At 63.5% G+C, this 22906-nt stretch carries 24 protein-coding genes; 18 read left to right on the forward strand and 6 right to left on the reverse strand.

Annotated elements, in window-relative coordinates:
• The 5 genes from RMO57_RS04990 to rocF all read left to right on the forward strand — a co-directional run.
• Positions 1–1015, forward strand: a 1015-nt coding sequence (locus RMO57_RS04990) for an ABC transporter ATP-binding protein (RefSeq protein ID WP_310384796.1), incomplete at its 5' end; no start/stop codon positions are given.
• A gap of 218 nt (positions 1016–1233) precedes the next feature.
• The gene (locus RMO57_RS04995; protein ID WP_310384798.1) at positions 1234–2673 is read left to right on the forward strand and encodes a S41 family peptidase; all 1440 of its coding nucleotides are present in this window, start codon (positions 1234–1236) and stop codon (positions 2671–2673) included.
• Between the two features lie 77 nt (positions 2674–2750).
• Positions 2751–3530 carry a molybdopterin-synthase adenylyltransferase MoeB gene (locus tag RMO57_RS05000; RefSeq protein WP_310384800.1) on the forward strand — a complete coding sequence of 260 codons (780 nt, stop codon included), beginning with the start codon at positions 2751–2753 and terminating at the stop codon, positions 3528–3530.
• Between the two features lie 88 nt (positions 3531–3618).
• Complete coding sequence (locus tag RMO57_RS05005) at positions 3619–4515, forward strand: LOG family protein (protein WP_310384802.1); 897 nt, start codon at positions 3619–3621, stop codon at positions 4513–4515.
• Between the two features lie 17 nt (positions 4516–4532).
• The gene (gene rocF, locus RMO57_RS05010) at positions 4533–5453 is read left to right on the forward strand and encodes an arginase (protein ID WP_310384804.1); all 921 of its coding nucleotides are present in this window, start codon (positions 4533–4535) and stop codon (positions 5451–5453) included.
• Between the two features lie 19 nt (positions 5454–5472).
• On the opposite strand, the gene RMO57_RS05015 is transcribed toward rocF, so the two are convergent.
• Positions 5473–6303 (reverse strand): DUF429 domain-containing protein, encoded by an 831-nt coding sequence (locus RMO57_RS05015; protein ID WP_310384806.1) that lies wholly within the window; start codon positions 6301–6303, stop codon positions 5473–5475.
• A gap of 33 nt (positions 6304–6336) precedes the next feature.
• On the opposite strand from RMO57_RS05015, the gene RMO57_RS05020 reads away from it, so the two are divergent.
• Both RMO57_RS05020 and RMO57_RS05025 read left to right on the forward strand, forming a co-directional pair.
• Positions 6337–7863, forward strand: a complete 1527-nt coding sequence (locus RMO57_RS05020) for a S10 family serine carboxypeptidase-like protein (protein WP_310384808.1) — start codon at positions 6337–6339, stop codon at positions 7861–7863.
• A 67-nt stretch (positions 7864–7930) separates the two neighbouring features.
• Entirely contained in the window at positions 7931–8155 is a 225-nt protein-coding gene (locus RMO57_RS05025; protein WP_310384810.1) for a hypothetical protein, read from the forward strand.
• Here RMO57_RS05025 and RMO57_RS05030 read toward each other — a convergent pair.
• Complete coding sequence (locus RMO57_RS05030) at positions 8122–9174, reverse strand: hypothetical protein (RefSeq protein WP_310384812.1); 1053 nt, start codon at positions 9172–9174, stop codon at positions 8122–8124. The genes RMO57_RS05025 and RMO57_RS05030 overlap by 34 nt on opposite strands.
• A gap of 164 nt (positions 9175–9338) precedes the next feature.
• Between RMO57_RS05030 and RMO57_RS05035 the strand changes: the two genes are divergently transcribed.
• The 4 genes from RMO57_RS05035 (at position 9339) to miaB (ending at position 13657) form a co-directional block, all read left to right on the forward strand.
• Positions 9339–10421, forward strand: coding sequence for a YybH family protein (locus RMO57_RS05035; RefSeq protein WP_310384814.1), 1083 nt, complete (start codon positions 9339–9341; stop codon positions 10419–10421).
• Between the two features lie 25 nt (positions 10422–10446).
• Positions 10447–11817, forward strand: coding sequence for a L,D-transpeptidase (locus tag RMO57_RS05040; RefSeq protein WP_310384816.1), 1371 nt, complete (start codon positions 10447–10449; stop codon positions 11815–11817).
• Positions 11818–11884: 67 nt separating this feature from the next.
• On the forward strand, positions 11885–12283 hold the full coding sequence (locus RMO57_RS05045; RefSeq protein ID WP_310384818.1) for a hypothetical protein: 399 nt from the start codon (positions 11885–11887) through the stop codon (positions 12281–12283).
• A 24-nt stretch (positions 12284–12307) separates the two neighbouring features.
• Entirely contained in the window at positions 12308–13657 is a 1350-nt protein-coding gene (gene miaB / locus RMO57_RS05050; RefSeq protein ID WP_310384820.1) for a tRNA (N6-isopentenyl adenosine(37)-C2)-methylthiotransferase MiaB, read from the forward strand.
• On the opposite strand, the gene RMO57_RS05055 is transcribed toward miaB, so the two are convergent.
• Complete coding sequence (locus RMO57_RS05055; protein WP_310384822.1) at positions 13641–13907, reverse strand: hypothetical protein; 267 nt, start codon at positions 13905–13907, stop codon at positions 13641–13643. The genes miaB and RMO57_RS05055 overlap by 17 nt on opposite strands.
• Positions 13908–14029: 122 nt before the next feature.
• Between RMO57_RS05055 and hemA the strand changes: the two genes are divergently transcribed.
• The 6 genes from hemA to RMO57_RS05085 all read left to right on the forward strand — a co-directional run bounded on the left by hemA (position 14030) and on the right by RMO57_RS05085 (position 19021).
• Positions 14030–15340, forward strand: coding sequence for a glutamyl-tRNA reductase (gene hemA / locus RMO57_RS05060; protein WP_310384823.1), 1311 nt, complete (start codon positions 14030–14032; stop codon positions 15338–15340).
• Positions 15341–15404: 64 nt separating this feature from the next.
• Complete coding sequence (gene prfA / locus RMO57_RS05065) at positions 15405–16490, forward strand: peptide chain release factor 1 (RefSeq protein ID WP_310384825.1); 1086 nt, start codon at positions 15405–15407, stop codon at positions 16488–16490.
• Positions 16487–17314 (forward strand): peptide chain release factor N(5)-glutamine methyltransferase, encoded by an 828-nt coding sequence (gene prmC / locus RMO57_RS05070; RefSeq protein WP_310384827.1) that lies wholly within the window; start codon positions 16487–16489, stop codon positions 17312–17314. The genes prfA and prmC overlap by 4 nt, the downstream gene beginning before the upstream one ends.
• A gap of 98 nt (positions 17315–17412) precedes the next feature.
• Positions 17413–18033, forward strand: a complete 621-nt coding sequence (locus RMO57_RS05075; protein WP_310384828.1) for a hypothetical protein — start codon at positions 17413–17415, stop codon at positions 18031–18033.
• Between the two features lie 82 nt (positions 18034–18115).
• Positions 18116–18430 carry a Grx4 family monothiol glutaredoxin gene (grxD, locus tag RMO57_RS05080; protein ID WP_310384830.1) on the forward strand — a complete coding sequence of 105 codons (315 nt, stop codon included), beginning with the start codon at positions 18116–18118 and terminating at the stop codon, positions 18428–18430.
• Between the two features lie 6 nt (positions 18431–18436).
• Entirely contained in the window at positions 18437–19021 is a 585-nt protein-coding gene (locus tag RMO57_RS05085; RefSeq protein ID WP_310384832.1) for a UbiX family flavin prenyltransferase, read from the forward strand.
• Positions 19022–19023: 2 nt separating this feature from the next.
• Here the strand turns inward: RMO57_RS05085 and RMO57_RS05090 are convergent, their stop codons facing one another.
• Entirely contained in the window at positions 19024–19650 is a 627-nt protein-coding gene (locus RMO57_RS05090) for a transglycosylase SLT domain-containing protein (RefSeq protein ID WP_414896373.1), read from the reverse strand.
• Between the two features lie 5 nt (positions 19651–19655).
• Positions 19656–21401, reverse strand: coding sequence for a proline--tRNA ligase (locus RMO57_RS05095; RefSeq protein ID WP_310384834.1), 1746 nt, complete (start codon positions 21399–21401; stop codon positions 19656–19658).
• 122 nt (positions 21402–21523) lie between these two features.
• On the opposite strand from RMO57_RS05095, the gene RMO57_RS05100 reads away from it, so the two are divergent.
• On the forward strand, positions 21524–22129 hold the full coding sequence (locus RMO57_RS05100) for an RNA pyrophosphohydrolase (protein WP_310384839.1): 606 nt from the start codon (positions 21524–21526) through the stop codon (positions 22127–22129).
• 13 nt (positions 22130–22142) lie between these two features.
• Here RMO57_RS05100 and proB read toward each other — a convergent pair.
• The coding region (proB, locus tag RMO57_RS05105; RefSeq protein ID WP_310384836.1) for a glutamate 5-kinase at positions 22143–22906 on the reverse strand (764 nt) is incomplete at its 5' end.

Raw genomic sequence — 22906 nt, forward strand, 5'->3', positions numbered from 1 at the left:
GCTGACCCGCGGGCAAATCGGCGTCTTGATTGGCCCCTCGGGCTGTGGCAAGACCTCGGTCTTGCGCTGCATCGCCGGGCTGGAGCGCTTGCACCGGGGCCGCGTCAGCATCGCCGGAGAAGTGTTGGCCGACGCCGCCCGTGGCCTGCACCTGAACCCCGAGGAGCGCCGCATTGGCATGGTGTTTCAGGACTACGCGCTGTTCCCTCACCTCAGCGTCGCCGAAAATATTGGCTTTGGTCTGCGCAGCATGAGCCGCGCCGCTCGCGCCGCTCGCATCCAGGAGGTGCTGGATCTGGTCGGTCTGGCCCATGCCGCCAAGCGCGCCCCGCACCAGCTCTCGGGTGGGCAACAGCAGCGGGTTGCGTTGGCGCGGGCCCTGGCTCCGGCGCCGCGTCTGCTGCTGCTGGATGAGCCTTTTTCCAGCCTCGACGTCGATCTGCGCGAGCATTTGTCGCAGGAGTTGCGGGCGATTTTGAAGAGCAGCGGCACCACGGCGCTGTTCGTCACCCATGACCAGGCCGAGGCCTTTGCCATCGGTGACGTGGTCGGCGTGATGAACCGCGGCAGCCTGGAGCAATGGGATGCGTCCTACGCCGTCTACCACCGCCCGGCGACCCGCTTTGTGGCCGACTTCATCGGCCACAGCGTCTTCACACCGGGCCGCATCGTGCAAGGTGAACAAGGCCCGGTGGTGCTGACGCCGGTGGGCGCCTTGTCGGACGCCGAGGCCTGCGCCTTGGCCAGCGCCTACCCCGGCGGCCTGTGCGACGTGCTGCTGCGCGCCGATGACATCATTCACGACGATCTGGCGCCGGTAAAAGCGCAGATCGAGCGCAAGGTTTTTCGCGGCGCCGATTTCCTCTACACGCTGAGACTGGCCTCGGGCGAGCGCCTGATGGCGCATGTGCCGTCACACCACGACCACCATGTCGGCGAATGGATAGGCATTCGCGCCGATGTGGACCATGTGGTGACGTTTGCCCGGCAGGCCGCAGCGGCTGAATCGTCCTGAACAGACGCGGCGGTAGCGCAAATTCCGCCGACCTGTCTATCTATGCCCGCAAAGCCCTGATTTGCGCCGCCAAATGGGGTCCTATCCCCGGGCTGCCCGCAGCAGGCACGCATATACTTGCCAAGCAGAATTTGTACCAGCTGGGATTTGACCCCTAGAACTAGGCACATATCGCGTATTTTTGATTTTTCGCTAGACGGATAGGACGGACTCACATCATGAGTGCCAAATTCAAAGTCGCAGGTTGGCTGACCTTGGGTGTCGTGGCCGGCGCGCTCGCGACCATGCAATTGCAGGCCAATGCGCGCAGCAGCCTGTCGCCTCTGCCGCTAGAAGAATTGCAACAGCTCGCCGCCGTGTTCGCGATGATCAAGTCCGACTATGTCGAGCCGATCGACGAGAAAAAACTCATCAATGACGCGATCGCCGGCATGGTGGCCGGCCTCGACCCGCACTCACAGTTCTTTGACAAGAAGAACTTCAAGGAATTCCGCGAAGGCACGACCGGCAAATTTGTCGGCGTCGGCATCGAGATCGGCATGGAAGATGGCCTGGTCAAGATCGTCTCGCCGATTGAAGGCTCGCCGGCCTTTCGCGCCGGACTCAAGAGCGGTGACTTGATCAGCAAAATCGACGATTCGCTGGTGCGCGGCCTAGGGATTGACCAAGCCGTCAAGCGCATGCGCGGCGAGCTCGGCACCAAGGTGCAGCTGACGATCTTCCGCAAGAGCGAAAACCGCAGCTTCCCCATCACCATCGTGCGCGAGGAAATCCATAACCGCAGCGTGCGCGGCAAGATCATCGAGCCTGGGTATGCCTGGTTGCGGGTCAGCCAGTTCCAAGACAGCACGGTGGACGATTTCGCCAAAAAACTCGAAGAGCTGTACAAACAAGAACCCAAGCTGAAGGGCTTGGTGCTGGACCTGCGCAATGACCCGGGCGGTCTGCTGGAAGCGTCGGTGGCCATCTCGGCGGCCTTCTTGGGCAAGGACCTGGAAGTCGTCAGCACCAATGGCCAGATCGCCGATTCCAAGGCCAGCTTCAAGGCCAGCCCCGACGATTACCTGCGCCGCGGCGGCATTGACCCGCTGCGCAACTTGCCGGCCGCGCTGAAGACGGTGCCGATGATTGTGTTGGTCAACGAAGGCTCGGCCTCGGCCAGCGAGATCGTCGCCGGCGCCTTGCAGGACCACAAGCGCGCCCTCGTCATGGGCGCGCAGACCTTCGGCAAGGGTTCGGTGCAGACGGTGCGTCAGCTCAGCCCCGAAACAGCGCTGAAGATCACCACCGCGCGTTACTACACGCCGCGCGGTCGCTCGATCCAAGCGACCGGCATCCTGCCCGACATCTTGTTGGACGAGACCGCCGAAGGCAATGTCTTCGCCGCGCTGCGCACCCGCGAAGCCGACCTGGAAAAGCACCTGAACTACGGCAAAGAAGAAGTCAAGGACGAAGCGCGCGAGAAAGCACGCGAAGAAGCACGTGAAAAGCTCGAAGCCGAATACGCCAAGAAGAGTGAGCCCCCGAAGCCGCTGCCCGAGTTCGGCAGCGCCGAGGACTTCCAGCTCAACCAGGCCCTCAATCATCTGAAGGGTTTGCCGGTGCTGGTGTCAAAGACCGCCGTCGAGCGCAAGGCCGAAGCCAAAACAGACGATTGAGCCGTGCTCGGCTTGAGCGCAACAGCCCGCCCCTCCGGCGGGCTGTTTTGTTTGGTGTCCGCGCTATGCTCTGGCCCATGAACGACGAGCAATTACTGCGCTACTCACGGCATATTTTTCTGGACGAAATCGGCATCGAAGGCCAGCAAAAGTTGCTGCATTCGCATGCCTTGATCATTGGCGCCGGCGGCCTAGGCTCGCCCGCCGCACTCTACTTGGCCAGCGCCGGCGTGGGCCACATCACGCTGGTTGATGACGACGATGTGGATCTGACCAATCTGCAACGCCAAATCGTCCACAGCATGGCGCGCGTAGGTTTGCCCAAGGTCGAGTCCGCAGCGATAGGCCTGGCCGCCATCAACCCCGAGGTGCGCGTCACCGCCCTGCGTCAACGCGCCGACGCTGCCCTGTTGGACCGCTGGGTTGCCCAAGCCGATGTGGTGCTGGACTGCTGCGACAACTTCGCCACCCGCCAGACCGTCAACCGCGCCTGCGTCAAGCATGCCAAACCGTTGGTGGCGGGTGCTGCGATCGGCTTTGATGGCCAGATCAGCGTCTACGACAGCCGCCAAGCCGGCGCGCCCTGCTACGCCTGCCTGTTCCCGCCCGACAGCCAGTTCGAGGAAGCCCGCTGCGCCAGCATGGGCGTGTTCGCGCCCTTGGTCGGCGTGATCGGCAGCATGCAGGCCGCAGAAAGCCTGAAGCTGCTGCTGGGCATGCCCACAAGCCTGGCCGGGCGCCTGCAAATGCTGGACGGCCGGCGCATGGAATGGAATGAAATACTCGTGCAGGCCGACCCGGCTTGCAATGTCTGTGGCCACACAAAGATTGGCTTCACGCATGAAACATCCATCTGAATCAAAAATACGCACGAAAATTATTCGCAGCCTCCCCTAAGCTGCGTCCTGGCAACTGAAGTCGCCCACCCGAGCCCAAACCGACCCCATGAACAAGCGCAAACAGCTGATCGCCCGCAATTTCCCCAGCGCCAAGGAAGAAACCCAGGCCCTGGCGCCGCAGCCCAATTACGACCAGCCCGGCAGCGCCTACCGTTTGGCCTTTGATGACAGCGAATTCCTGTTACGCGATGAGCTGCGCCCGGTGCGCATGCAGCTGGAGCTGCTCAAGCCCGAGCTGATGCAGCAAGAGCTGGGCATCAAATCGACCATCGTGATGTTCGGCAGTGCCCGCATCCCCTCCCAAGAAGAGGCGCAAGCCTTGTTGACCCAAGCTCGAACCGGCGGCGACGCCGAGCAGATCAAGCGGGCCGAGATGCAGCTGACGATGAGCCATTACTACGAGGAAGCCAGGCGCTTCTCCGCGCTGGTGACGCGCGCTTCCAGCGAGCGCAACAACCCGATCTATGTCGTCACCGGCGGCGGCCCCGGCATCATGGAAGCCGGCAATCGCGGCGCCTTCGAGGTCGGCGGCAAAAGCATTGGCCTGAACATCGTGCTGCCCTTCGAGCAGCACCCGAACCGCTACATCACGCCCGAGCTGTGCTTTCGCTTTCATTACTTCGCGCTGCGCAAGATGCATTTCTTGATGCGCTCGGTGGCGCTGGTGTGCTTCCCCGGCGGCTTCGGCACGCTCGACGAGTTGTTCGAGACCATGACCTTGATACAGACCGGCAAAAGCCGGCGCCGGCCGATTTTGCTGTTTGGGCGTGAGTTCTGGACCCGCCTGATCAACTTTGACTATTTGGTGGAGACCGGCATGATTGGCCCCGCCGATGTGCGCTTGTTCCACTTCGTCGAGACCGCCGAAGAGGCCTGGGCGCTGCTGGAATCCGAATACGACATGAACCCCGGCGCTGGCAGCGCCGACACGATAGATAGCTAGACAGAAGGACGACTGACATGACCACTTTGCGATCCGTATCTTTGATTGGGGTACCCACCGACATCGGCGCCGGCGAACGCGGCGCCAGCATGGGCCCGGAGGCGCTGCGCGTGGCCGACCTGACCAAGGCGCTGAGGAGCCACGGCGTGGACGTGGTCGACCGCGGCAATTTGAGTGGCCCGCCCAACCCCTGGCTGCCGCCGGTGGACGGTTACCGCCATCTGAATGAAGTGGTGGCCTGGAACCAGGTCACGCATGACGCCGTGTATGCCGAATTGAAGGCCGGCCGCATGCCCATCATGCTGGGCGGCGACCATTGCTTAGGCGTTGGTTCGGTCAGCGCGGTGGCGCGGCATTGCCGCGAAGTCGGCAAAAAGCTGCGCATTCTGTGGCTGGACGCCCATGCCGACTTCAACACCAGCGCCTTGACGCCCAGCGGCAATGTGCACGGCATGCCGGTCGCCTGCCTGTGCGGCTTCGGCCCGCAGGCGCTGATCGAAATCGGCGGCCAGGTGCCCGCAATCAGCCCGAAATGGGTGCGCCAGATCGGCATCCGCAGCGTCGACGCCGGCGAGAAGCGTTTCGTCCATGAGCAGGATCTGGAAGTCTTCGATATGCGCTTCATCGACGAGATGGGCATGCGTCACACCATGGAGTTAGCGTTAGCGACGCTGGACGCCAACACGCATCTGCATGTCAGCTTCGATGTGGACTTCCTGGACCCGGCGATCGCACCCGGCGTCGGCACCACCGTCCCCGGCGGGCCGACCTACCGCGAAGCCCATCTGTGCATGGAGATGATCGCCAACACCGGCTTTATGGGCTCACTCGACATCGTCGAGCTGAACCCGGCGCTGGACTTGCAGAACAAGACGGCCAAGGTGTCGGTGGATTTGATTGAGTCCTTATTCGGTAAAAGTACGCTGATGAGGAAGTAAGCCGGCCCTTCCTGCGGCGTCAAGCGCTGACGATCCAGCCCTCCAAAGGGTCGATCAGCGCCGGCAAACCGTAGCCCGGCCGGCCCTGCGCCCACGCCGCTTGCAGCAAGCACAAGACCGCATCCAGACGGTCACCGCTGGCGTCGTCGACCAAGCTGTCACGCTGCGCATGGCTGAGTTTGAGGCGCAGCTCCAAGCGGGTACGGCCTTGCTCCAGCGCGTCGATCAAGTCCTTGCGGGCGATCAAGCGCTCGGGCGTTTGCTTCGCTTTGTCATCGCTTTTATAGCTGCGCCGCCCAAGAATTTCGCGTGCCAACAGGCCCGGGTAGGCCTCCAGCGCCACCCGCTTCGGATCCCCCGCTTGCAAACCCGGCAGCTTAACGCCCGCCCGCAGCAACAGCGGTACGCCCGCATGCAGCATGAAGGCGACCGGCGGGTTGACCCATTTCATGCTGGGCGAGGAACCCGCCGGCCCATCGCAGGCGCGGTGAGCGAACTTGCCGCCCACCGGTCGGGCCGCGCAAAAGCCGGCAAAGGCGTCGCGTATCTCGGCCCGACTCAGCGCCGTGTAATGCGCCATCAGCGCCGGCCAGCTTTGCGGCCAGTCCAGCGCCAGCACCAGCTCGCGCGGCAGGCCAAAAGGAAAATCAAAGCCACCCAACCATTCGCCCGGCGCGGCCAAAAATCCGCCAAAACCAAGCAGGGTGTCAAAACTCAAAACACCGTCCAACCGCAACACCTGACCCTGTAGCCGGCCCTGCGCGACGGTGACGGGTTTGCGGCGCGTCGGTGCGCTGCTGAAATCTACCCCCAGCAAGGGGGTGTTGGAATCTATCGGGCTAGAGTGCATGCTCGGCACCATAGCCCAAACCAAGGAAGCCCGATGTCCGCAGCCGAGCCGAATAGCAAACCCAAAGCCGAATCCGACCCCAGCAAAACCGCTGCTCCGCCGGTCGAGCATCTGGTCAGCACCGATCACAAGTTATTGGTCGGTAAACGCACATTGGAATACACCGCCACCTGCGGCACGCTGCTGCTGCAAGAGGTTCACAGCGAGGCCGAGGGCGAGCACAAGGGTCAGTACAAGGGCAAAAAAACAAAGGCCAGCGTCTTCTTCTTCGCCTACACACTGAAGCCTTTAAAGAAGAAGGATGGCGAAAAAAAGGCCGATCGCCCGATCACCTTCAGCTTCAACGGCGGGCCGGGTTCATCCAGCGTCTGGCTGCATCTGGGCCTGCTGGGGCCGCAACGCGTGCCGACCGACGAGGTGGGCCAATGCGGCGCGCCGCCCTATGCCTTGACCGACAACGAGTTCACCTTGCTGACCGACTCTGACCTGGTCTTCATCGACCCCGTCGGCACCGGCCATTCGCGCGTGGCCGAGGGCGAGAAACTGGCCGAATACCACGAGTACCAGCGTGACCTCGACGCGGTGGGTGAGTTCATCCGCCTCTACCTGACCCGCAACGGCCGCTGGGGCGCGCCCAAGTACCTGATCGGCGAAAGTTATGGCACCACCCGCGCGGCCGGCCTGTCGCGGCATCTGCAGGAAAAACATAACATCCATCTCAACGGCCTGATGCTGGTGTCGATGGCGGTGGACTTTCAGACCCTCAGCTTCGACCACGGCAACGAGTTGCCCTACCCGCTCTACCTGCCCACCTATGCCGCCACCGCCTGGTATCACAAGGCCTTGAAGCCGGCGCTGCAGAAGAAGACGCTCAAGGAAGTGGTCGCTGAGGCGGAAGCCTTTGCCAACGGCGAGTATTGGACGGCGCTGATGCAGGGCTCGCGCTTAAGCACCGAGCAGCGCCAGAAGGTGGCCGAGAAGCTCGCGCTCTTCAGCGGGCTGAGCCTGCAATACCTGCTGCGCTGCGACCTGCGGCCGACCGAGTTCCGCTTCTTCAAGGAGTTATTGCGCGAGCGCGGCCAGACCGTCGGCCGCCTGGACAGCCGCTTCCTGGGCCTGGACCGCGATGACGCCGGCGAACACCCGGAAGAAGATGCCGGCATGAACAATCTGGTCGGCGCTTATGCGGTGGGCATCAACCGCTTGCTGCGCGACACGCTGAAGTTCGAGGACGACGCGCCCTATCTGGTGATTGCACCGCTGTGGAACACCTGGAGCTGGAAGGGCTTCGAGAACAAGTATGTCAACGTCGGCGACAGCCTGCGCCGTGCCATGCATGCCAACACCGATATGCGTATCTATGTGGCGAGCGGCTATTACGACCTGGCCACGCCGCATGCGGCGGGTGACTACACGCTCAGCCACCTGGGCTTGCACGAAAAGCTGCAGGGCAATGTGCAGGTCAGCTATTTCGAGGCCGGCCACATGATGTATATCCATCAACCTTCGCTGGCGCGGATGGCACAGGAGTTGCGCGACTTTGTGAAGCAGCCGGATTGAGTTGATCCGGCGGGCCCATGCGTGGGCCTGTAAGGGGGCCCCGTCAGAGCTGGAACACCGCCAATGATTGGGTCAAGTCTTCGGCCTGCACCTGACCGGCGACGGCAGCGTGCTGGCGGTTGGCGCCGACGTGATCGGCTCCAGTCATCTGGAGGGCAGCCTGATCGCCAATTCGCTCAGTCTTGGCCGCAACGACAAGTTGGAACTGGTCTATGAGCCCGACCAAGGCTACACCGCCGCCGTGCCGCGACCTGTCAGCTATGCGCTGATGCTGGCCGGTCCGGGTGCGTAGGGACTGGCGTCGCGCCGGCGCTTGAACAAGTAAACACCGGCCGCCACCAACACCACCACCAAGCCGCCGGCCACAGCCATCAACCAACGCTGGGTGCTGGCGCCCTGCGCGTCACGGGCGGCCATGTCGGCGCTCAGTTTGTCCAGCTCAAGTTTGAGCGCGCGATGGTCGGCCTGCAGGGCCGCGAACTGGGCTTGCGCGCGGGCCAGCCGCTCGGGCCCATCTTGAGCCATCAACAAATCGGCGGGCCCAGCGGGCCGGCCGATATCAATCGCCATCAGCAGGCTGGCCCCGGGAGCTCCTGGGCGCACGTGAAAGGCCTGCTCCTGGGTTGCCTTGAGCGGCGCCTGGCTGCTCGCAACGCTGCCACCCAAATCACTGTCAAAACGCCATCGCAGGCTCGGAATTTCGGCATCCGCCAGCGCCAAGGGCGGCAGGCTGTCGCTTGACAAGCGCAGTTGGTTCTTTTGTGCCGCGGGTCGCTCGGCGCGGGCCTTGATCAGGCGCGGCGGGCGACTGGTCTGTTTGGGCAAGACGGGTGTATCAAGTACAGCCGGCGGATCAACCAAATCTTTGCCGCCACTCGCCGGAGCCACCATGGCATGCACCGGATCCACCAGGGCCATCAGCTGCTGCGCCGGGCAACCGATAGACAAAATCAACACCGGCTCATCGATATCGCGCTTGGAGCGCAACCAAATCAGGGCCGAATTCGCATCGGCGCCCTTCAGCAGGCTTTGTTGCAGCTCGCCTTCGCTGAGGCGGCGCTCGCCGGCCTCTACAACCGCCACGACGCCCATCTTCAAGCAGTGGGCAGCGCGCACCTCGCCGGGCGCCCAACGCACCGGCAACTGCAAGGACAGCGGCTGACCCAGGCCCGACAACAGGTGCGGCACACCGACCTCAAAACCCTGTGCCGGCACCGTCACCAAGGCGGCACTGCTCAACAACAGGCGCGCACCACTTGCCTTGGCCCATGCTGCTGCGGACTGGGAAATCTTGAGGGGGCAGCGATCCATGCGGGCGGGAGGGAATGAAGAAGTCAGCAGAAAACCATCAAGGGGCGAATCAAAATTGATGGCCCCAAGTCCGGCGGCCACTCTAGCATGCAAGCCGGCCCCCGCCATGGGCGGCGCCCAGCGCTCGCCCCACTACAATCGGGCCAACTCATTTCAGCCGCGCCATGACTCTATTCACAGCAGTGACGACCCCTTTTTCGCTACGCTCAATTTGCTTAGGCGCCGCGCTGCTGATGGGCTCCGCGCTGGTCTTGGCCGACGAGGTCAGCGATGTGCAAGCGATTTTGGCCAGCGGCAAGTCGGCCGAGGGGCTGAAAAAAGTTGATCAGCTGCTGATCGCCAAGCCGGACGACCCGCGCTTGCTCCTGCAACGCGGCATTGCCTTGTCGCTGCTGAACCGCCAGGCCGAGGCGATCGCGGTGTTTCAAAAGCTGATCGACAAGCATCCCGAGCTGCCCGGCCCCTACAACAATCTGGCCGTCTTGTACGGCAATAAGGGCGACTACGAGAAGGCCCGCCAAGCGCTGGAGCTGGCGATTCGCACCAATCCCACCTATGCCACGGCGTTTCAAAATCTAGGCGATGTTTACGCTCGCCTGGCAGGCCAAGCCTATAAAAAGGCCTTGGCGCTGGACAAGTCCGACGGCAACCTGCCTTTGAAATTGGCGGTGGTGCAAAACGTGTTTGAGGCCAGCGTCGATCCACGTGCCGCCAAGCCGCAGGCGGCGCTGGCAGCAGCTCCGGCACCGGCACCGGCGCCGGTCGCGGTAGCAAAGCCCGTCGCGGTGCCGCCTGCGCCCAAGCTCGCCTCAGCCCCGGCCGTTGCCTTGGCCGCAAGCGCCGTCGCCCAGCCCGTTCCGGCCGCCGTGGTGGCCAAGGCCGAGCCGGCGCGAGTCGACCCTGCCGAGCAGGACAAACAATTGGTCGAGAAAGCCATGCGGGACTGGGCCAAGGCCTGGAGTTCGCGCAATATGGTTGCCTACTACGACGCCTATGCGCCCGATTTCAAGGGCAAGTCGGCCAGCCGCAAGGCCTGGGAGCAGGAGCGCCGTGACCGCATCACCGGCAAGAAGAAGATCAACGTCAGCTTGTCCGATCTGCGCGTCAAGGTCAACGGCAACAAGGCCAGCGTGCGCCTGCGCCAAGACTACAACTCGGACGCCTTGAGCGTGAAGAGCAGCAAGAACTTTGAATTAGTCAAGAACAAAGCCGGCGATTGGCAAATCACTCAAGAAGCTTCGAGCTGAGCTCTGTTTGCACACAGCCATTGACATGAACGACGCCTCACAAGACCTCAACTCCAGGGCCCCAGGAGCCAGCTTTGCGATGGGCGGCAGCATCAAGCCGGTCGTGTTGGCGGTGCTGGGGCTGGCGGCCATCTTGGGCACGGTCGGCTATGGGTTCGCCAAGGTTGACTTTAAAGCCGCATCGGCACTGAACTTGCCGGGCCGCGCAAATCAGGACTTGCCGGCAGCGCGAGCCGAGTCCGCGACAAGCCCGACCGAGCGCCTGATCCACAGCGAGATTGACACCCAAACCCCCGAAGGTCAGCTGATCCTGGCCTACCAGCATTTGGCTCGCGGTGAAGAGACGCTGGCCCTGGATGCCGCGGAGAAATTGGTCGCGCGCCAACCGGACTTTGCCTTGGCGCAACTGCTGTTGGGCGACCTGCTGCTGGCCCGCAGTGGCCGGCCAGCCGCCGTGGACTATGGCCCGCAGGCTGCGGCCAGTGCCGCCCCCGGCAGCGCTGATGGCCTACGTGCCGAGGCCAGGTTGCGGCTTGCCGCGCTGGTAGAGCGCCCGCCTGCCAACTTCGTGCCCAAGCTGTTGCTGGACCTGTCACCGGCGGTGCACCATGCGGTCGTGGTCGACACCAGCCGCGCCCGCCTCTACCTGTTCGAGAACGGCGCCGATGGCCTGAAACTCGTGCGCGACAGCTATGTCTCGATCGGCAAACTCGGCACCGGCAAGCTGATCGAAGGCGACCAGCGCACGCCGCTGGGCGTCTATCACATCGGGCTGCGCCGTGACGAGGCGGCGGCTCGTTATGGCGCGGCCGCGCTGCCTTTGAACTATCCCAGCGAATATGACCGCGTGCTGGGCCGCAGCGGCAGCAGCATCTGGCTGCACGGCGAGCGCAGCGGCAACTATGCGCGCAGCCCACAGTCCACCGATGGCTGCATTGTGCTCAGCAACGACGAGATGAAGGCGCTGGCCGACACCGTCGCGGCGCGCGAGACGCCGGTGCTGATCGTTGACAAGATAGCCTGGGTAGACCGCAGAGCGGCGGCACCCAAGTCGCCCACCGACACCGGCTTTGAGCGCGCCTACCAGGCCTGGCAACAGGCTAGGTTGGCGCAGGACGCCGCGGCCTTGCGCGGCTTTTACGAGGCCGGCCTGGAGCGCGGCTCGGACAGCGCCGCCAGCCGGCTGGACGCCAATCTCGCCCTGATGTCAACCCACGCCTTGCCGCTGCAGGCGCTGGAGCGGCTGAGCAGCCTGGCCTGGCCCGATCAGCCGGCGGTGCGGATTGTCACTTACCGCGAGCTGAGCCCCAGCGGCGGCGCGCCCAAGTTGAAGCGCCAATATTGGCGCGAGAAAGACGGGCACTGGGCGATCTTCTTCGACGGCTTGGTCGGCTGAGAGGCAGAGCCGGCAAGCGGCTCGCCTACAATCGCCCACCCCCATTTGCAGCCACTGGAAAAATACCATGTACCGCTGTACCAAGTTTTTAATACCTGCCGCCGTTGCCGCGACCCTGCTCAGCATGGTCTGCAGCGTGCAAGCCCAGACCCATCGCCCGTTCCCGGCCCATGCCTTGCGCGGTGAAATGGTGGTGTTGCAGACCCCCGATATCAGCCTGAACGGCAAACCGGCGCGGCTGGCACCCGGCGCCCGCGTGCGCGGCGACACCCATCTGCTGCAGCAGCCGGCCTCGCTCAGCGGCGAAAAACTCATCGTCCACTACACGCTGGACCCGACCGGCTTGTTGATGGATGTGTGGGTGCTGAACCCCGTCGAGCTGGCCAACAAGCCCTGGCCGCGCAGCCTGCAAGAGGCCGAGAACTGGTCTTTCGATCAGGCGTCGCAGGTCTGGACCAAGCGCTGAACTGCCCAGAATATGAGTACCCCCATGTCCAAGAAAGTCTTCATCAAAACCTTCGGCTGCCAAATGAACGAGTACGACTCGGGCAAGATGGCCGACGTGCTGGGCGCCGCCCAAGGCTACGAGAAAACCGACGATGTCGAACAGGCCGATCTGATTCTGTTCAACACCTGCTCGGTGCGTGAGAAGGCGCAGGAAAAAGTCTTCTCGGACCTCGGCCGCGTCAAACACCTGAAAGAGAAAGGCTTGTTGATCGGCGTCGGCGGCTGCGTGGCCAGCCAAGAAGGTGCGGCCATCATCGACCGTGCGCCCTATGTCGATCTGGTCTTCGGCCCGCAAACACTGCACCGCCTGCCGCAAATGATCAAGGCGCGCCAGGACGAGCTGCGCCCGCAGGTCGACATCAGCTTCCCCGAGATCGAGAAGTTCGACAACCTGCCACCGGCCAAAGTCGAAGGTGCCTCAGCCTACGTCTCCATCATGGAAGGCTGCTCCAAATATTGCTCCTACTGCGTCGTGCCCTACACGCGCGGCGAGGAGGTGTCGCGGCCGTTCGATGACGTGCTGACCGAAATCGCCGGGCTGGCCGACCAGGGCGTGCTGGAGATCAATCTGCTGGGCCAGAACGTCAATGCCTACCGGGGCAAGATGGGCGAGTCGGGTGAGTTCGCCGACCTCGCCTTGCTGCTGGAATACGCCGCCGAGATTCCCGGCATCCAGCGCCTGCGCTTCACGACCAGCCACCCTAACGAGTTCAGTCAGCGGCTGGTGGATGCCTACGCCAAGATCCCGCAGCTGGTCAACCATCTGCATTTGCCGGTGCAGCACGGCAGCGACCGCATCCTGATGGCGATGAAGCGCGGCTACACCGGGCTGGAGTTCAAGAGCACGATACGCAAGCTGCGCGCGATCCGCCCGGACATCCGCATCGCCAGCGATTTCATCATCGGCTTCCCCGGTGAGACCGAGGATGACCACGCCAAGCTGATGAAGCTGGTCGACGAAGTAGGCTTCGACGCGTCGTTCAGCTTCATCTACAGCCAGCGCCCGGGCACGCCGGCGGCGAATCTCGAGGATCTGGTCACCTATCAGGTCAAGCTGCGCCGTCTGCAGGAGCTGCAGGCCGTCATCGAGGCCAATACGCTGGCGATCAGCCAGACCATGGTCGGCAAGACGACGCGTATCCTGGTGACCGGCAATGCGCGCAAGGACGCGACCGAGCTGATGGGTCGCACCGAATGCAACCGCATCGTCAACTTCAAGGGCCATCCGCGCCTGATGAATCGGCTGGTGGACGTCAACATCACCGAGGCCTTTGCGCATTCGCTGCGCGCCGAGGTGTTGACGCTTGAGGACGCGGCTATTTCGATCGTTTGAGTTGCAGACCCCATTGCGGCAGTGCCACGCCCACGAGCATCAGGCCATAGCCCAACATTTTGCCGTCGCGGCTCAGCAGCACCATGGCGATCAGCAGCCCAAAGCTGCCGCCGATGCCACCCCACAGCGCCAATTTCTGCCAAGAAACTTGACGCCACAGCAGCCTGCAAAACAGCGCCAACAAGGCGGCCACGAACCAGGCCGGGGCGAAGAAGTTGGCGATGTGCCAGAAGGCATCGAGCGGATTCATGTGGGGCTGAGCTGCATTGAAACGTGAGGAATCGCCGAGTACTTGATGCAAATCAAGTTTGGCCTTGGGGCAAAAATCAATCCAGCGCCGCGCTGTTTGAAACTCAATTTTATAATCCAGTCATGACAGTGTTTGCCCTAGGCTTGAATCACAACTCCGCGCCGCTGGATCTGCGCGGGCGGTTTGCATTCTCGCTGGACCAATTGGCGCCGACCCTGCATGGCTTTCGCGACCAGCTCTTGATCGGCAAGTCAGGCAAGACCAGGCCGGAAGCGGCGATTCTGTCGACCTGCAATCGCACCGAAATCTATGTGGCCGGCAACCAGGGCGTGGTGCAGCCGGCCGTCGACTGGCTGGCCCGCGTCGGCGGCGTCAGCAGCGCTGCGCTGATGGATCACGCTTATGTGCGCGAGGGCAGCGCGGCGGCGCGCCATGCCTTCCGGGTCGCCAGCGGGCTGGACTCGATGGTGCTGGGCGAGCCGCAAATCCTCGGCCAGATGAAGCAGGCGGTGCGCGAAGCGACGCAGGCCGGCACGGTCGGTTCAACCTTGCACCAGCTGTTTCAGCGCGGCTTTTCAGTCGCCAAGGAGGTGCGCAGCTCGACCGAGATCGGCTCGCATTCGATCAGCATGGCGGCCGCCTCGGTGCGCTTGGCCGCGCAGTTATTCGAAGACCTGAGTCAGATCAAGGTGTTGTTTGTTGGCGCCGGCGAGATGATTGAGCTCGTCGCCACCCACTTTGCCGCCAAGACGCCGAAGGCGATGGCGGTTGCCAACCGCACGCTGGAGCGCGGCGAAAGGCTGGCCGGGCGCCTGGGCGCCGAGGCAATCCGCCTGGCCGACCTGCCGCAGCGTCTGCATGAATTTGATGCGGTGATTTCCTGCACCGCCAGCAGCCTGCCCTTGATCGGCCTGGGCGCTGTTGAGCGGGCCTTGAAGACGCGCAAGCACCGGCCGATGTTCATGGTCGACCTGGCGGTGCCGCGCGACATCGAACCCGAGGTCGGTCAGCTCGACGACGTCTATCTCTACACCGTCGATGAATTGGCCGGCCTGGTGCAGTCGGCCGGCGAGAAACGCCAAGCCGCCGTCGCCCAGGCCGAGGCCATCATCGAGACCGGCGTGCAGAGCTTTGTCCATTGGCTGGGCCAGCGCCATACCGTGCCCTTGATTCAGGCGCTGAACGCGCAGGCCGATGACTGGCGCGAGCATGAAGTGGCGCGTGCGCGCAAGCAACTGGCGCGCGGTGCCAATATCGAAGCAGTGCTCGAAGCGCTGTCGCGCGGCCTGACGCAGAAGATGCTGCATGGCACCCTGGCCGAGCTGCATGCCAGCGACGGCGAGCAGCGCGTGCAATTGGCGCAGACCGTCTCGCGGTTGTTTTTGCGCAGCAGCAGCGTTAGCAATCCGGCCGAAACACCCGGCGATCATTAGCGGCGCCGCAAGGTTCAGTGCTCCCGGTGCGTAGCCGGCCCCTTGCTTTTGCCTGAAGACCCCCATGAAAGATTCACTGCGCCAGCAGTTCGACCGCCTCGGCTACCGCCTGAGCGAGCTCGACACCATTTTGAGCGACGGCAGCGTTGCCGCCGACATGAAGCGTTACCGTGCGCTGACCAAGGAGCAGTCCGAGGTCGCCGATCTGGACGCGCAGTACCGCCAATATGTGCAGCGCGAGGCCGACCTGGCCGAGGCGCGGTTGCTGCTCGACGACCCTGAGATGGCGGAGATGGCAGCCGAGGAAATCAAGGCCGCCGAGGCCGACCTGGCGCGTCTGCATGCCGCGCTGCAGCTGGCCCTGGTGCCGCGCGACCCGGATGACGAGCGCTCGGCCTTCCTGGAAATCCGCGCCGGCGCCGGCGGCGATGAGTCAGCGCTGTTCGCCGCCGACCTGGCCCGCATGTATCTGCGCTATGCCGAGCGGATGGGCTGGAAATGCGAGATTCTGTCCAGCAGCGACTCGGACCTGGGCGGCTACAAGGAGCTGGTCGTGCGCATCGAGGGTGAGCGGGTTTACGGCCGGCTGAAGTTCGAGTCCGGCGGCCACCGCGTGCAGCGCGTGCCGGCGACCGAGTCGCAGGGCCGCATCCACACCAGCGCCTGCACGGTGGCGGTGATCGCCGAGCCGGACGCGACCGAAGAAATCACGCTGAACCCGGCCGATCTGCGCATCGACACCTACCGCGCCAGCGGCGCCGGCGGCCAGCACATCAACAAGACCGACAGCGCTGTGCGCATCACCCATGTGCCGACCGGCCTGGTGGCCGAATGCCAGGACGACCGCAGCCAGCACCGCAACAAGGCCAAGGCCATGTTGGTGCTGAGCGCCCGCGTGCGCGACAAGGACCGCGTTGCCCGCGAGGCGCAAGACGCCGCCAACCGCAAGAGCCTGATCGGCACGGGCGACCGCAGCGACCGCATCCGCACTTACAACTTCCCGCAGGGCCGGCTGACCGACCACCGCATTAACCTGACGCTGTACAAGCTCGGCGCCATCATGGACGGCGACCTGGACGATGTGGCCGCCGGCCTGCAGGCGGCACAGGCCGCCGAGCAACTGGCCTTGCTGGAGGAAGGCCGGGCATGAAGTTCAGCGACGTTCGCTCGGCATTGAGCCATGCGCGTTTGCTTGGTCTGGACCGGCTGGACGCCCAACTGCTGCTGGCCGCTGCCCTGCAGCAGAACCGCGCTTGGCTGATCAGTCATGACGACGCGCCGCTGGCGCCGGCGCTGGCCTTCCGGTTGACCGAACAAATGATGCAGCGCGCGGCCGGCATGCCCTTGGCCTATTTACTGGGCGAGCAGGAATTCCACGGCCTTTTGCTGACCGTCACCCCGGACACCTTGGTACCCCGGCCCGACACCGAAACCCTGGTGGACTGGGCGCTGGAATTGCTGACCCACATTGACGGCACACCCAGCCTGGTCGACCTGGGCACCGGCAGCGGCGCGATTGCCTTGGCCATCAAGGCCGGCTGTCCCGCAGCCCGCGTCAGCGCGGTCGACCTCAGCGCGGCGGCCTTGGCCGTGGCGCAAGGCAATGCACAGCGGCTGAAGCTGGACGTCTCGTTTCAGCACGGTGACTGGTGGCAGCCGCTGGCCGGCCAACGCTTCGAGATCATCGTCAGCAATCCGCCCTATATCGCCGGCGGCGACCCGCATCTGCCGGCGCTCAAAGCTGAACCGATCGGCGCCTTGACGCCGGGCGGCGACGGCTTGTCGGATCTGCGGCAATTGATCGAAGGTGCGCCGGCACATTTGCGGCCTGGCGGCTGGCTGCTGCTGGAGCATGGCTATGACCAGGCGCCGGCCGTGGCCGAGGCCCTGCGCCTGCGCGGTTTTGCCGAGCTGGACATGCGCCGCGATCTGGGCGGCCAGCCGCGTGTCAGCGCCGGCCGTTGGCCACTTTGATCGAAGCAACAGAATCTGTATTTGTTGGTAATTTGATCTGCACGCCGGGCAGCGGCGGGCGTAGCATGGTCTCAGTTCCATCGCCGCAGGAGAACGCCATGAACTTCGCCCGTTTTACGCCAGGCGCAACCGCCTTTGCCTTGTTGGCAGCCTTGAGCGTCAACTGTGGGGCGGCCGACACGGCCAAAAGCCCGGTTCATGCGGCCCCAAGCTGGCAGGCCAGATTGCAGCTGAGTAGTCTTGAGCCGGCGCCGGCCGGCTCTTACCAGCCACAACATTACACCGGCTCCCGCCTGCTGAGCGCCAACCTGCTGGGCGACTATTACTTGACCGGTTCCGGTCTGAACGGCGTGCAGGGGGGCCTGCGCGCCACCGGCGGTCTGATGCTGGGCTCGCTGTCGCAAAGCAGCGCTGGCTTGGCCCTGGGGGCCAGCAGCGGCGGCGGGCAGTATTGGTCGGTCGACCAACGCAGCATCAACCTGGCCTCGCCGCTGGGCGACGCCAACGACCCCTACGGCTCAATGTCCTATTTGGGCATCGGCTATACCGGCCAATCGCTACGCGGTGGCTGGGGCTTCAGCGCCGATCTCGGCCTGGTCAACGGCAGCGCCACCAGCAGCCTGCGCCTGGGCACCAACCGCAGCCAAGGCATGGAAGACCTGCTGCGCGATATGCGCTACCGGCCGGTGCTGCAACTCGGCCTTTCCTACAGTTATTGAGCTCATTTGGGGAGCGTTGAGCCAGCTCGACCCGGCTCGTCGATAATCACTCTGAATATTCCACTTTTTGGCGAGATAGCAAATGAGCGACGTGCAGCAACGTATTGATGACTTGGTGAAGAACAACCGCGTGATGCTCTTCATGAAGGGCTCATCGCAGTTTCCGATGTGCGGCTTTTCCGGCCGCGCGATCCAGATCCTGAAGGCCTGCGGCGCCACCGATCTGAAGACCTTCAACGTGCTGGACGATGCCGAAGTGCGCCAAGGCATCAAGGACTACGCCAACTGGCCGACCATCCCCCAGCTCTACATCAACGGCGAATTCGTCGGCGGCTCGGACATCATGATGGAGATGTACGAGTCGGGCGAACTACAACAGACCTTGGACGCGAAGTAACGCTCCGTGAGCAGCGCAGCCCAAAGGCTGGTCATCGGCATCACCGGCGCGACCGGCGCGGCCTATGCGCTGCGGCTTTTACGCCGTGGCCGCGAGTTGGGCCTGGAAACGCATCTGATCGTCACGCCGGCGGGCGTCCTGAACGCCCACCATGAGTTGGGCCTGAGCCGCCCTGAACTGGAACGCGAAGCGAGTTTCTGCCACGCGCCCGGCGATGTCGGCGCCTGCATTGCCAGCGGCAGTTTCTTCACCACAGCGATGGTGATCGCACCTTGCTCAATGAAGACGCTGGCCTCGGTCGCCCATGGCTTTGGCGACAACCTGCTCACGCGGGCCGCCGACGTCACGCTGAAGGAGCGCCGCCGGCTGATCCTGATGGTGCGCGAGACGCCCTTCAATCTGGCCCATCTGCGCAATATGGTGGCCGCGACCGAGATGGGCGCCATCATCTTCCCGCCGCTGCCGGCGTTTTATCACCACCCGAAAACTATCGCCGAGCTGGTCAACGAGAGTACCGAACGAGTGCTGGAGTTGGCGGGCGTGGTCGGTGCGCGGCCGCAGGCCTGGGGTGGCCTGAACAGCAACAACTGATTTCAGGTCTCGCCCGGCGCCAGCCACTTGCGCCTGGCACCAAACACCGCATTCGGATACTCCGGCCGGCCACGGCTGCCGTTGTAGCGACCGAGGGCCAGATACAAATCGCCTTTTTCGCGGTCCAAATAGTGACGCAAGATCACGCAGCCGAAGCGCAAATTGGTCTGCATATGGAACAGCCGCGAGGCCTGTCCATCGCCAATCAAGTTGGCCCAAAACGGCATCACCTGGGTGTAACCGCGCGCGCCGGCGCTGCTGATCGCATATTTTCGAAAACCGCTTTCCACTTGCACCAAGCCCAAGAGCAGGCTTGGGTCCAAGCCGGCCCGCTTGGCCTCGTACCAGACCGACTCCAAGAACTCGATGCGGGTCTGCAGCTCGCTTTTGCGGGGCTTGAGCTTTTCGCTGGTGGCGCCCAGCCAGCGCAAATAGGCCAGCCGCGCCTCGACATTGTCGAAGCGCGGCTTGGGTGGCGCGCTATAGGAGACCGCTGCCGTCAGCGCGGAGCGAACGGCGTCGACAAGCGGCTCTTCCGCCTGCGACCCGGCAACGCTGAAGCGAGGCAAGCCGGCGCCAGCCAGCGCAACCACAGCCCCGCCTAGCAGGCTGCGCCGATGTACCTGCAGCGTCTTCAAGGCTTGAGCTTGCCCTTCAAATGGGCAAGCACATCAACCAAGGCCAACTTCAAGGCCTCGGCATCGCGGCGACCTTGAACCTCGACCTGGCCCTCTTTCAGGCCACGGTCGGAGATCACCACGCGCTGCGGCACCCCGATCAATTCCCAGTCGGCAAACATCGCACCTGGGCGCTCGCCGCGATCATCCAGCAGCACGTCGATGCCGAGTGCTTGCAAGTCGTCGTGCAGCTTGTGGGCGGCCGCCTTGACCTCCTCGCTACGGTCCATGCCGATCGGGCAGATCACCACGCTGAACGGCGCAATCGCGTCGGGCCAGATGATGCCGCGCTCGTCATGGTTCTGTTCCATCGCCGCACCCAGGATGCGGGTGACGCCGAAGCCGTAGCAGCCCATCACCAGCAGATGCGGTTTGCCGTTTTCGTCCAGGAAGGTCGCCTTCATATCGGCCGAATACTTGGTGCCGAGCAGGAAGACATGGCCGACCTCGATGCCGCGCTGAATCGCCAGCACGCCCTGGCCGTCTGGCGACGGGTCGCCGGCCACCACATTGCGCAGATCGGCAACCATATCGGGTTCGGGCAGATCGCGGCCCCAGTTGGCGCCGGTGAAGTGGAAGTCCGCTTCATTGGCACCGCAGACAAAATCACTCATCAAGGCGACCGTGCGGTCAGCGACGACCTTGACAGGCTTGAGCAGGTTGATCGGGCCCAGGAAGCCTGGCTTGCAACCGAAGTGATCCTCGATCTCGGTGACTGTGGCGAAACGGAAACCATTTTTCAGCCCTTCGACCTTGCCGGCCTTGACTTCGTTCAAGTCATGGTCGCCGCGCAGCAGCAAGAGCCAGACGGTGGACTTACTGATCTCACCCTTGTCGTTCAGCTCGTCGCTGGCCAAGACCAAGGACTTGACTGTTTGCGCCAACGGTAAACCCAGCAAGGCCGCAACGTCTTCGCAAGTGCTTTTCCCCGGCGTGGCGGTCTTGGTCAAGGACTGGGCGGCAGCAACGCGCTCACTTAACAGCGCCACACCTTCGGCCAATTCGATATTGGCGGCGTAGTCGCTGCTCGGGCAATAGACGATCGCGTCTTCGCCGGTGTCGGCAATCACCTGGAACTCATGTGAGAGCTCGCCGCCGATGGCGCCGGTGTCGGCGGCAACCGCGCGGTATTGCAGGCCGAAGCGGTCAAAGATGCGCTGATAGGCGGCGAACATGCCTTGATAACTGACAGTCGCAGCGGCCACGTCGCGGTCGAAGGAGTAGGCATCCTTCATCGTGAACTCACGCCCGCGCATGATGCCAAAACGGGGACGGCGCTCGTCACGGAACTTGGTCTGAATGTGATAGAAATTCTTTGGCAACTGCTTGTAGCTGCGCAACTCCTGGCGCGCGATGTCGGTCATCACCTCCTCAGAAGTGGGCTGGATGATGAAGTCGCGGCCATGCCTGTCCTTCACGCGCATCAGCTCGGGGCCCATCTTGTCGAAGCGGCCGGTTTCTTGCCACAGCTCGGCCGGCTGCACCACCGGCATCAACAACTCAACCGCACCGGCGCGGCCCATCTCTTCACGAATGATGGCCTCGACCTTGCGGATAACGCGCAGGCCCATCGGCATGTAGTTATAGATACCAGCGCCAATGCGCTTGATCATGCCGGCACGCATCATCAGCTTGTGGCTGACCACTTCTGCATCGGCGGGCGCTTCCTTGAGCGTGGAGACGAAAAACTGACTTGCTTTCATAGCGCTTGGCGAGGCTCGGCCGCTAAGGCCAAGCAGGGTTCGGTGTGTGAGGGTTAGCGATGAGGCGGCCGACCGGGCGTCCCAATGCAATAATTGAACCAACTAAAGATTCGAGGTTGATTATGCTCGACCGTGACGGCTTCCGGCCCAACGTCGGCATCATCCTGCTCAACCACAGGAATGAAGTGTTTTGGGGCAAGCGTATTCGCACCCATTCCTGGCAGTTCCCGCAAGGGGGCATTAACTATGGTGAAACGCCCGAGCAGGCGATGTTCCGTGAGCTCCATGAAGAAGTGGGGCTTGTTCCTGACCATGTGCAAATCATCGCGCGCACGCGCGATTGGCTGCGCTATGAGGTGCCCGACCACTTCATCAGGCGGGATGCCAGAGGGCATTACCGCGGTCAAAAACAGATCTGGTTTTTGCTCCAGTTGATGGGGCGCGACAGCGATATGAATTTGCGCGCCACCAACCACCCCGAGTTTGACGCTTGGCGTTGGAACGATTACTGGGTGCCGCTGGAGGCGGTGATCGAGTTCAAGCGCGGGGTCTACGAGAACGCGTTGACCGAGTTGGCGCGCTACCTGCCACGCATCAACCACCACAACCGCTATCTGCGCGGTGGCATGCGGCCGCAACAGCATCGCAGCGACCAGGGGCAGCAGGCCGAGTCCGCGCAAGAGCTGCAGTCGCCCGCTAGCTCAAGCGAGCCGCCAACGAATCCTTGAGCCGCCGAGCGGGTCAGCCGAGCACCACCATATTGTCCCGGTGGATCAGCTCGGGCTCGGCCGTATAGCCAAGCACCCGCTCGAATTCGCTCGACGGTTTGCGCGCAATCAGGCGCGCCTCTGCGCTGGAGTAATTCGTTAGACCGCGGGCCAACTCGCGCCCGGCCTGGTCGCGCACGGCGATCACGTCGCCGCGGCGGAAGTCGCCCTTCACCTCCAGCACGCCGATAGGCAGCAGGCTCTTGCCCTCGCCCTGCAACTTGGCCACCGCGCCCGCATCGATTGCGACCGCGCCGCGCATTTGCAGGTGGTCCACCATCCACTGCTTGCGTGCCGCCAGCTTCGGGGTCGATGCCAGCAGGGCGGTACCGATCGCCTCACCGGCCAGTAGGCGGATCAGCACATCGGGCTCGCGCCCCCAAGCAATCACCGTATTGGCGCCGCTGCCGGCCGCACGCTTGGCGGCCAAAACTTTAGTGATCATGCCGCCGCGGCCCAGGCTTGAGCCGGCGCCGCCGGCCATCTGCTCAAGCTCAGGCGTGCCCGCCACTGCCTCAGCGATGAAGCGGGCCTGCGGATCGCGCCGGGGGTCAGCCGAGTACAGGCCTTTTTGATCGGTCAAGATGATCAAAGCATCGGCCTCGATCAGATTGGCGACCAGGGCGCCCAGGGTGTCGTTGTCACCGAACTTGATTTCGTCATTGACGACGGTATCGTTCTCGTTGATGACCGGCAAGACGCGGTGCTGCAGCAGGGTCAAGAGGGTCGAGCGTGCAT

Origin of the sequence: Roseateles sp. (assembly GCF_031397715.1) — a bacterium.
In the GTDB taxonomy this organism is placed as follows: domain Bacteria; phylum Pseudomonadota; class Gammaproteobacteria; order Burkholderiales; family Burkholderiaceae_C; genus Paucibacter_A.

What these genes read in the sequence shown, in the direction of transcription:
- RMO57_RS05015 (WP_310384806.1), bottom strand. Translation starts at nt 6,303, where the DNA reads ATGCACTCTAGCCCGATAGATTCCAACACCCCCTTGCTGGGGGTAGAT.
- RMO57_RS05095 (WP_310384834.1), bottom strand. Translation starts at nt 21,401, where the DNA reads ATGAAAGCAAGTCAGTTTTTCGTCTCCACGCTCAAGGAAGCGCCCGCC.
- hemA (WP_310384823.1), top strand. Translation starts at nt 14,030, where the DNA reads ATGACAGTGTTTGCCCTAGGCTTGAATCACAACTCCGCGCCGCTGGAT.
- RMO57_RS05045 (WP_310384818.1), top strand. Translation starts at nt 11,885, where the DNA reads ATGTACCGCTGTACCAAGTTTTTAATACCTGCCGCCGTTGCCGCGACC.
- RMO57_RS05055 (WP_310384822.1), bottom strand. Translation starts at nt 13,907, where the DNA reads ATGAATCCGCTCGATGCCTTCTGGCACATCGCCAACTTCTTCGCCCCG.
- RMO57_RS05020 (WP_310384808.1), top strand. Translation starts at nt 6,337, where the DNA reads ATGTCCGCAGCCGAGCCGAATAGCAAACCCAAAGCCGAATCCGACCCC.
- grxD (WP_310384830.1), top strand. Translation starts at nt 18,116, where the DNA reads ATGAGCGACGTGCAGCAACGTATTGATGACTTGGTGAAGAACAACCGC.
- RMO57_RS05005 (WP_310384802.1), top strand. Translation starts at nt 3,619, where the DNA reads ATGAACAAGCGCAAACAGCTGATCGCCCGCAATTTCCCCAGCGCCAAG.
- RMO57_RS05040 (WP_310384816.1), top strand. Translation starts at nt 10,447, where the DNA reads ATGAACGACGCCTCACAAGACCTCAACTCCAGGGCCCCAGGAGCCAGC.
- RMO57_RS04995 (WP_310384798.1), top strand. Translation starts at nt 1,234, where the DNA reads ATGAGTGCCAAATTCAAAGTCGCAGGTTGGCTGACCTTGGGTGTCGTG.
- RMO57_RS05100 (WP_310384839.1), top strand. Translation starts at nt 21,524, where the DNA reads ATGCTCGACCGTGACGGCTTCCGGCCCAACGTCGGCATCATCCTGCTC.
- RMO57_RS05035 (WP_310384814.1), top strand. Translation starts at nt 9,339, where the DNA reads ATGACTCTATTCACAGCAGTGACGACCCCTTTTTCGCTACGCTCAATT.
- prmC (WP_310384827.1), top strand. Translation starts at nt 16,487, where the DNA reads ATGAAGTTCAGCGACGTTCGCTCGGCATTGAGCCATGCGCGTTTGCTT.
- prfA (WP_310384825.1), top strand. Translation starts at nt 15,405, where the DNA reads ATGAAAGATTCACTGCGCCAGCAGTTCGACCGCCTCGGCTACCGCCTG.
- RMO57_RS05030 (WP_310384812.1), bottom strand. Translation starts at nt 9,174, where the DNA reads ATGGATCGCTGCCCCCTCAAGATTTCCCAGTCCGCAGCAGCATGGGCC.
- rocF (WP_310384804.1), top strand. Translation starts at nt 4,533, where the DNA reads ATGACCACTTTGCGATCCGTATCTTTGATTGGGGTACCCACCGACATC.
- miaB (WP_310384820.1), top strand. Translation starts at nt 12,308, where the DNA reads ATGTCCAAGAAAGTCTTCATCAAAACCTTCGGCTGCCAAATGAACGAG.
- RMO57_RS05075 (WP_310384828.1), top strand. Translation starts at nt 17,413, where the DNA reads ATGAACTTCGCCCGTTTTACGCCAGGCGCAACCGCCTTTGCCTTGTTG.
- RMO57_RS05000 (WP_310384800.1), top strand. Translation starts at nt 2,751, where the DNA reads ATGAACGACGAGCAATTACTGCGCTACTCACGGCATATTTTTCTGGAC.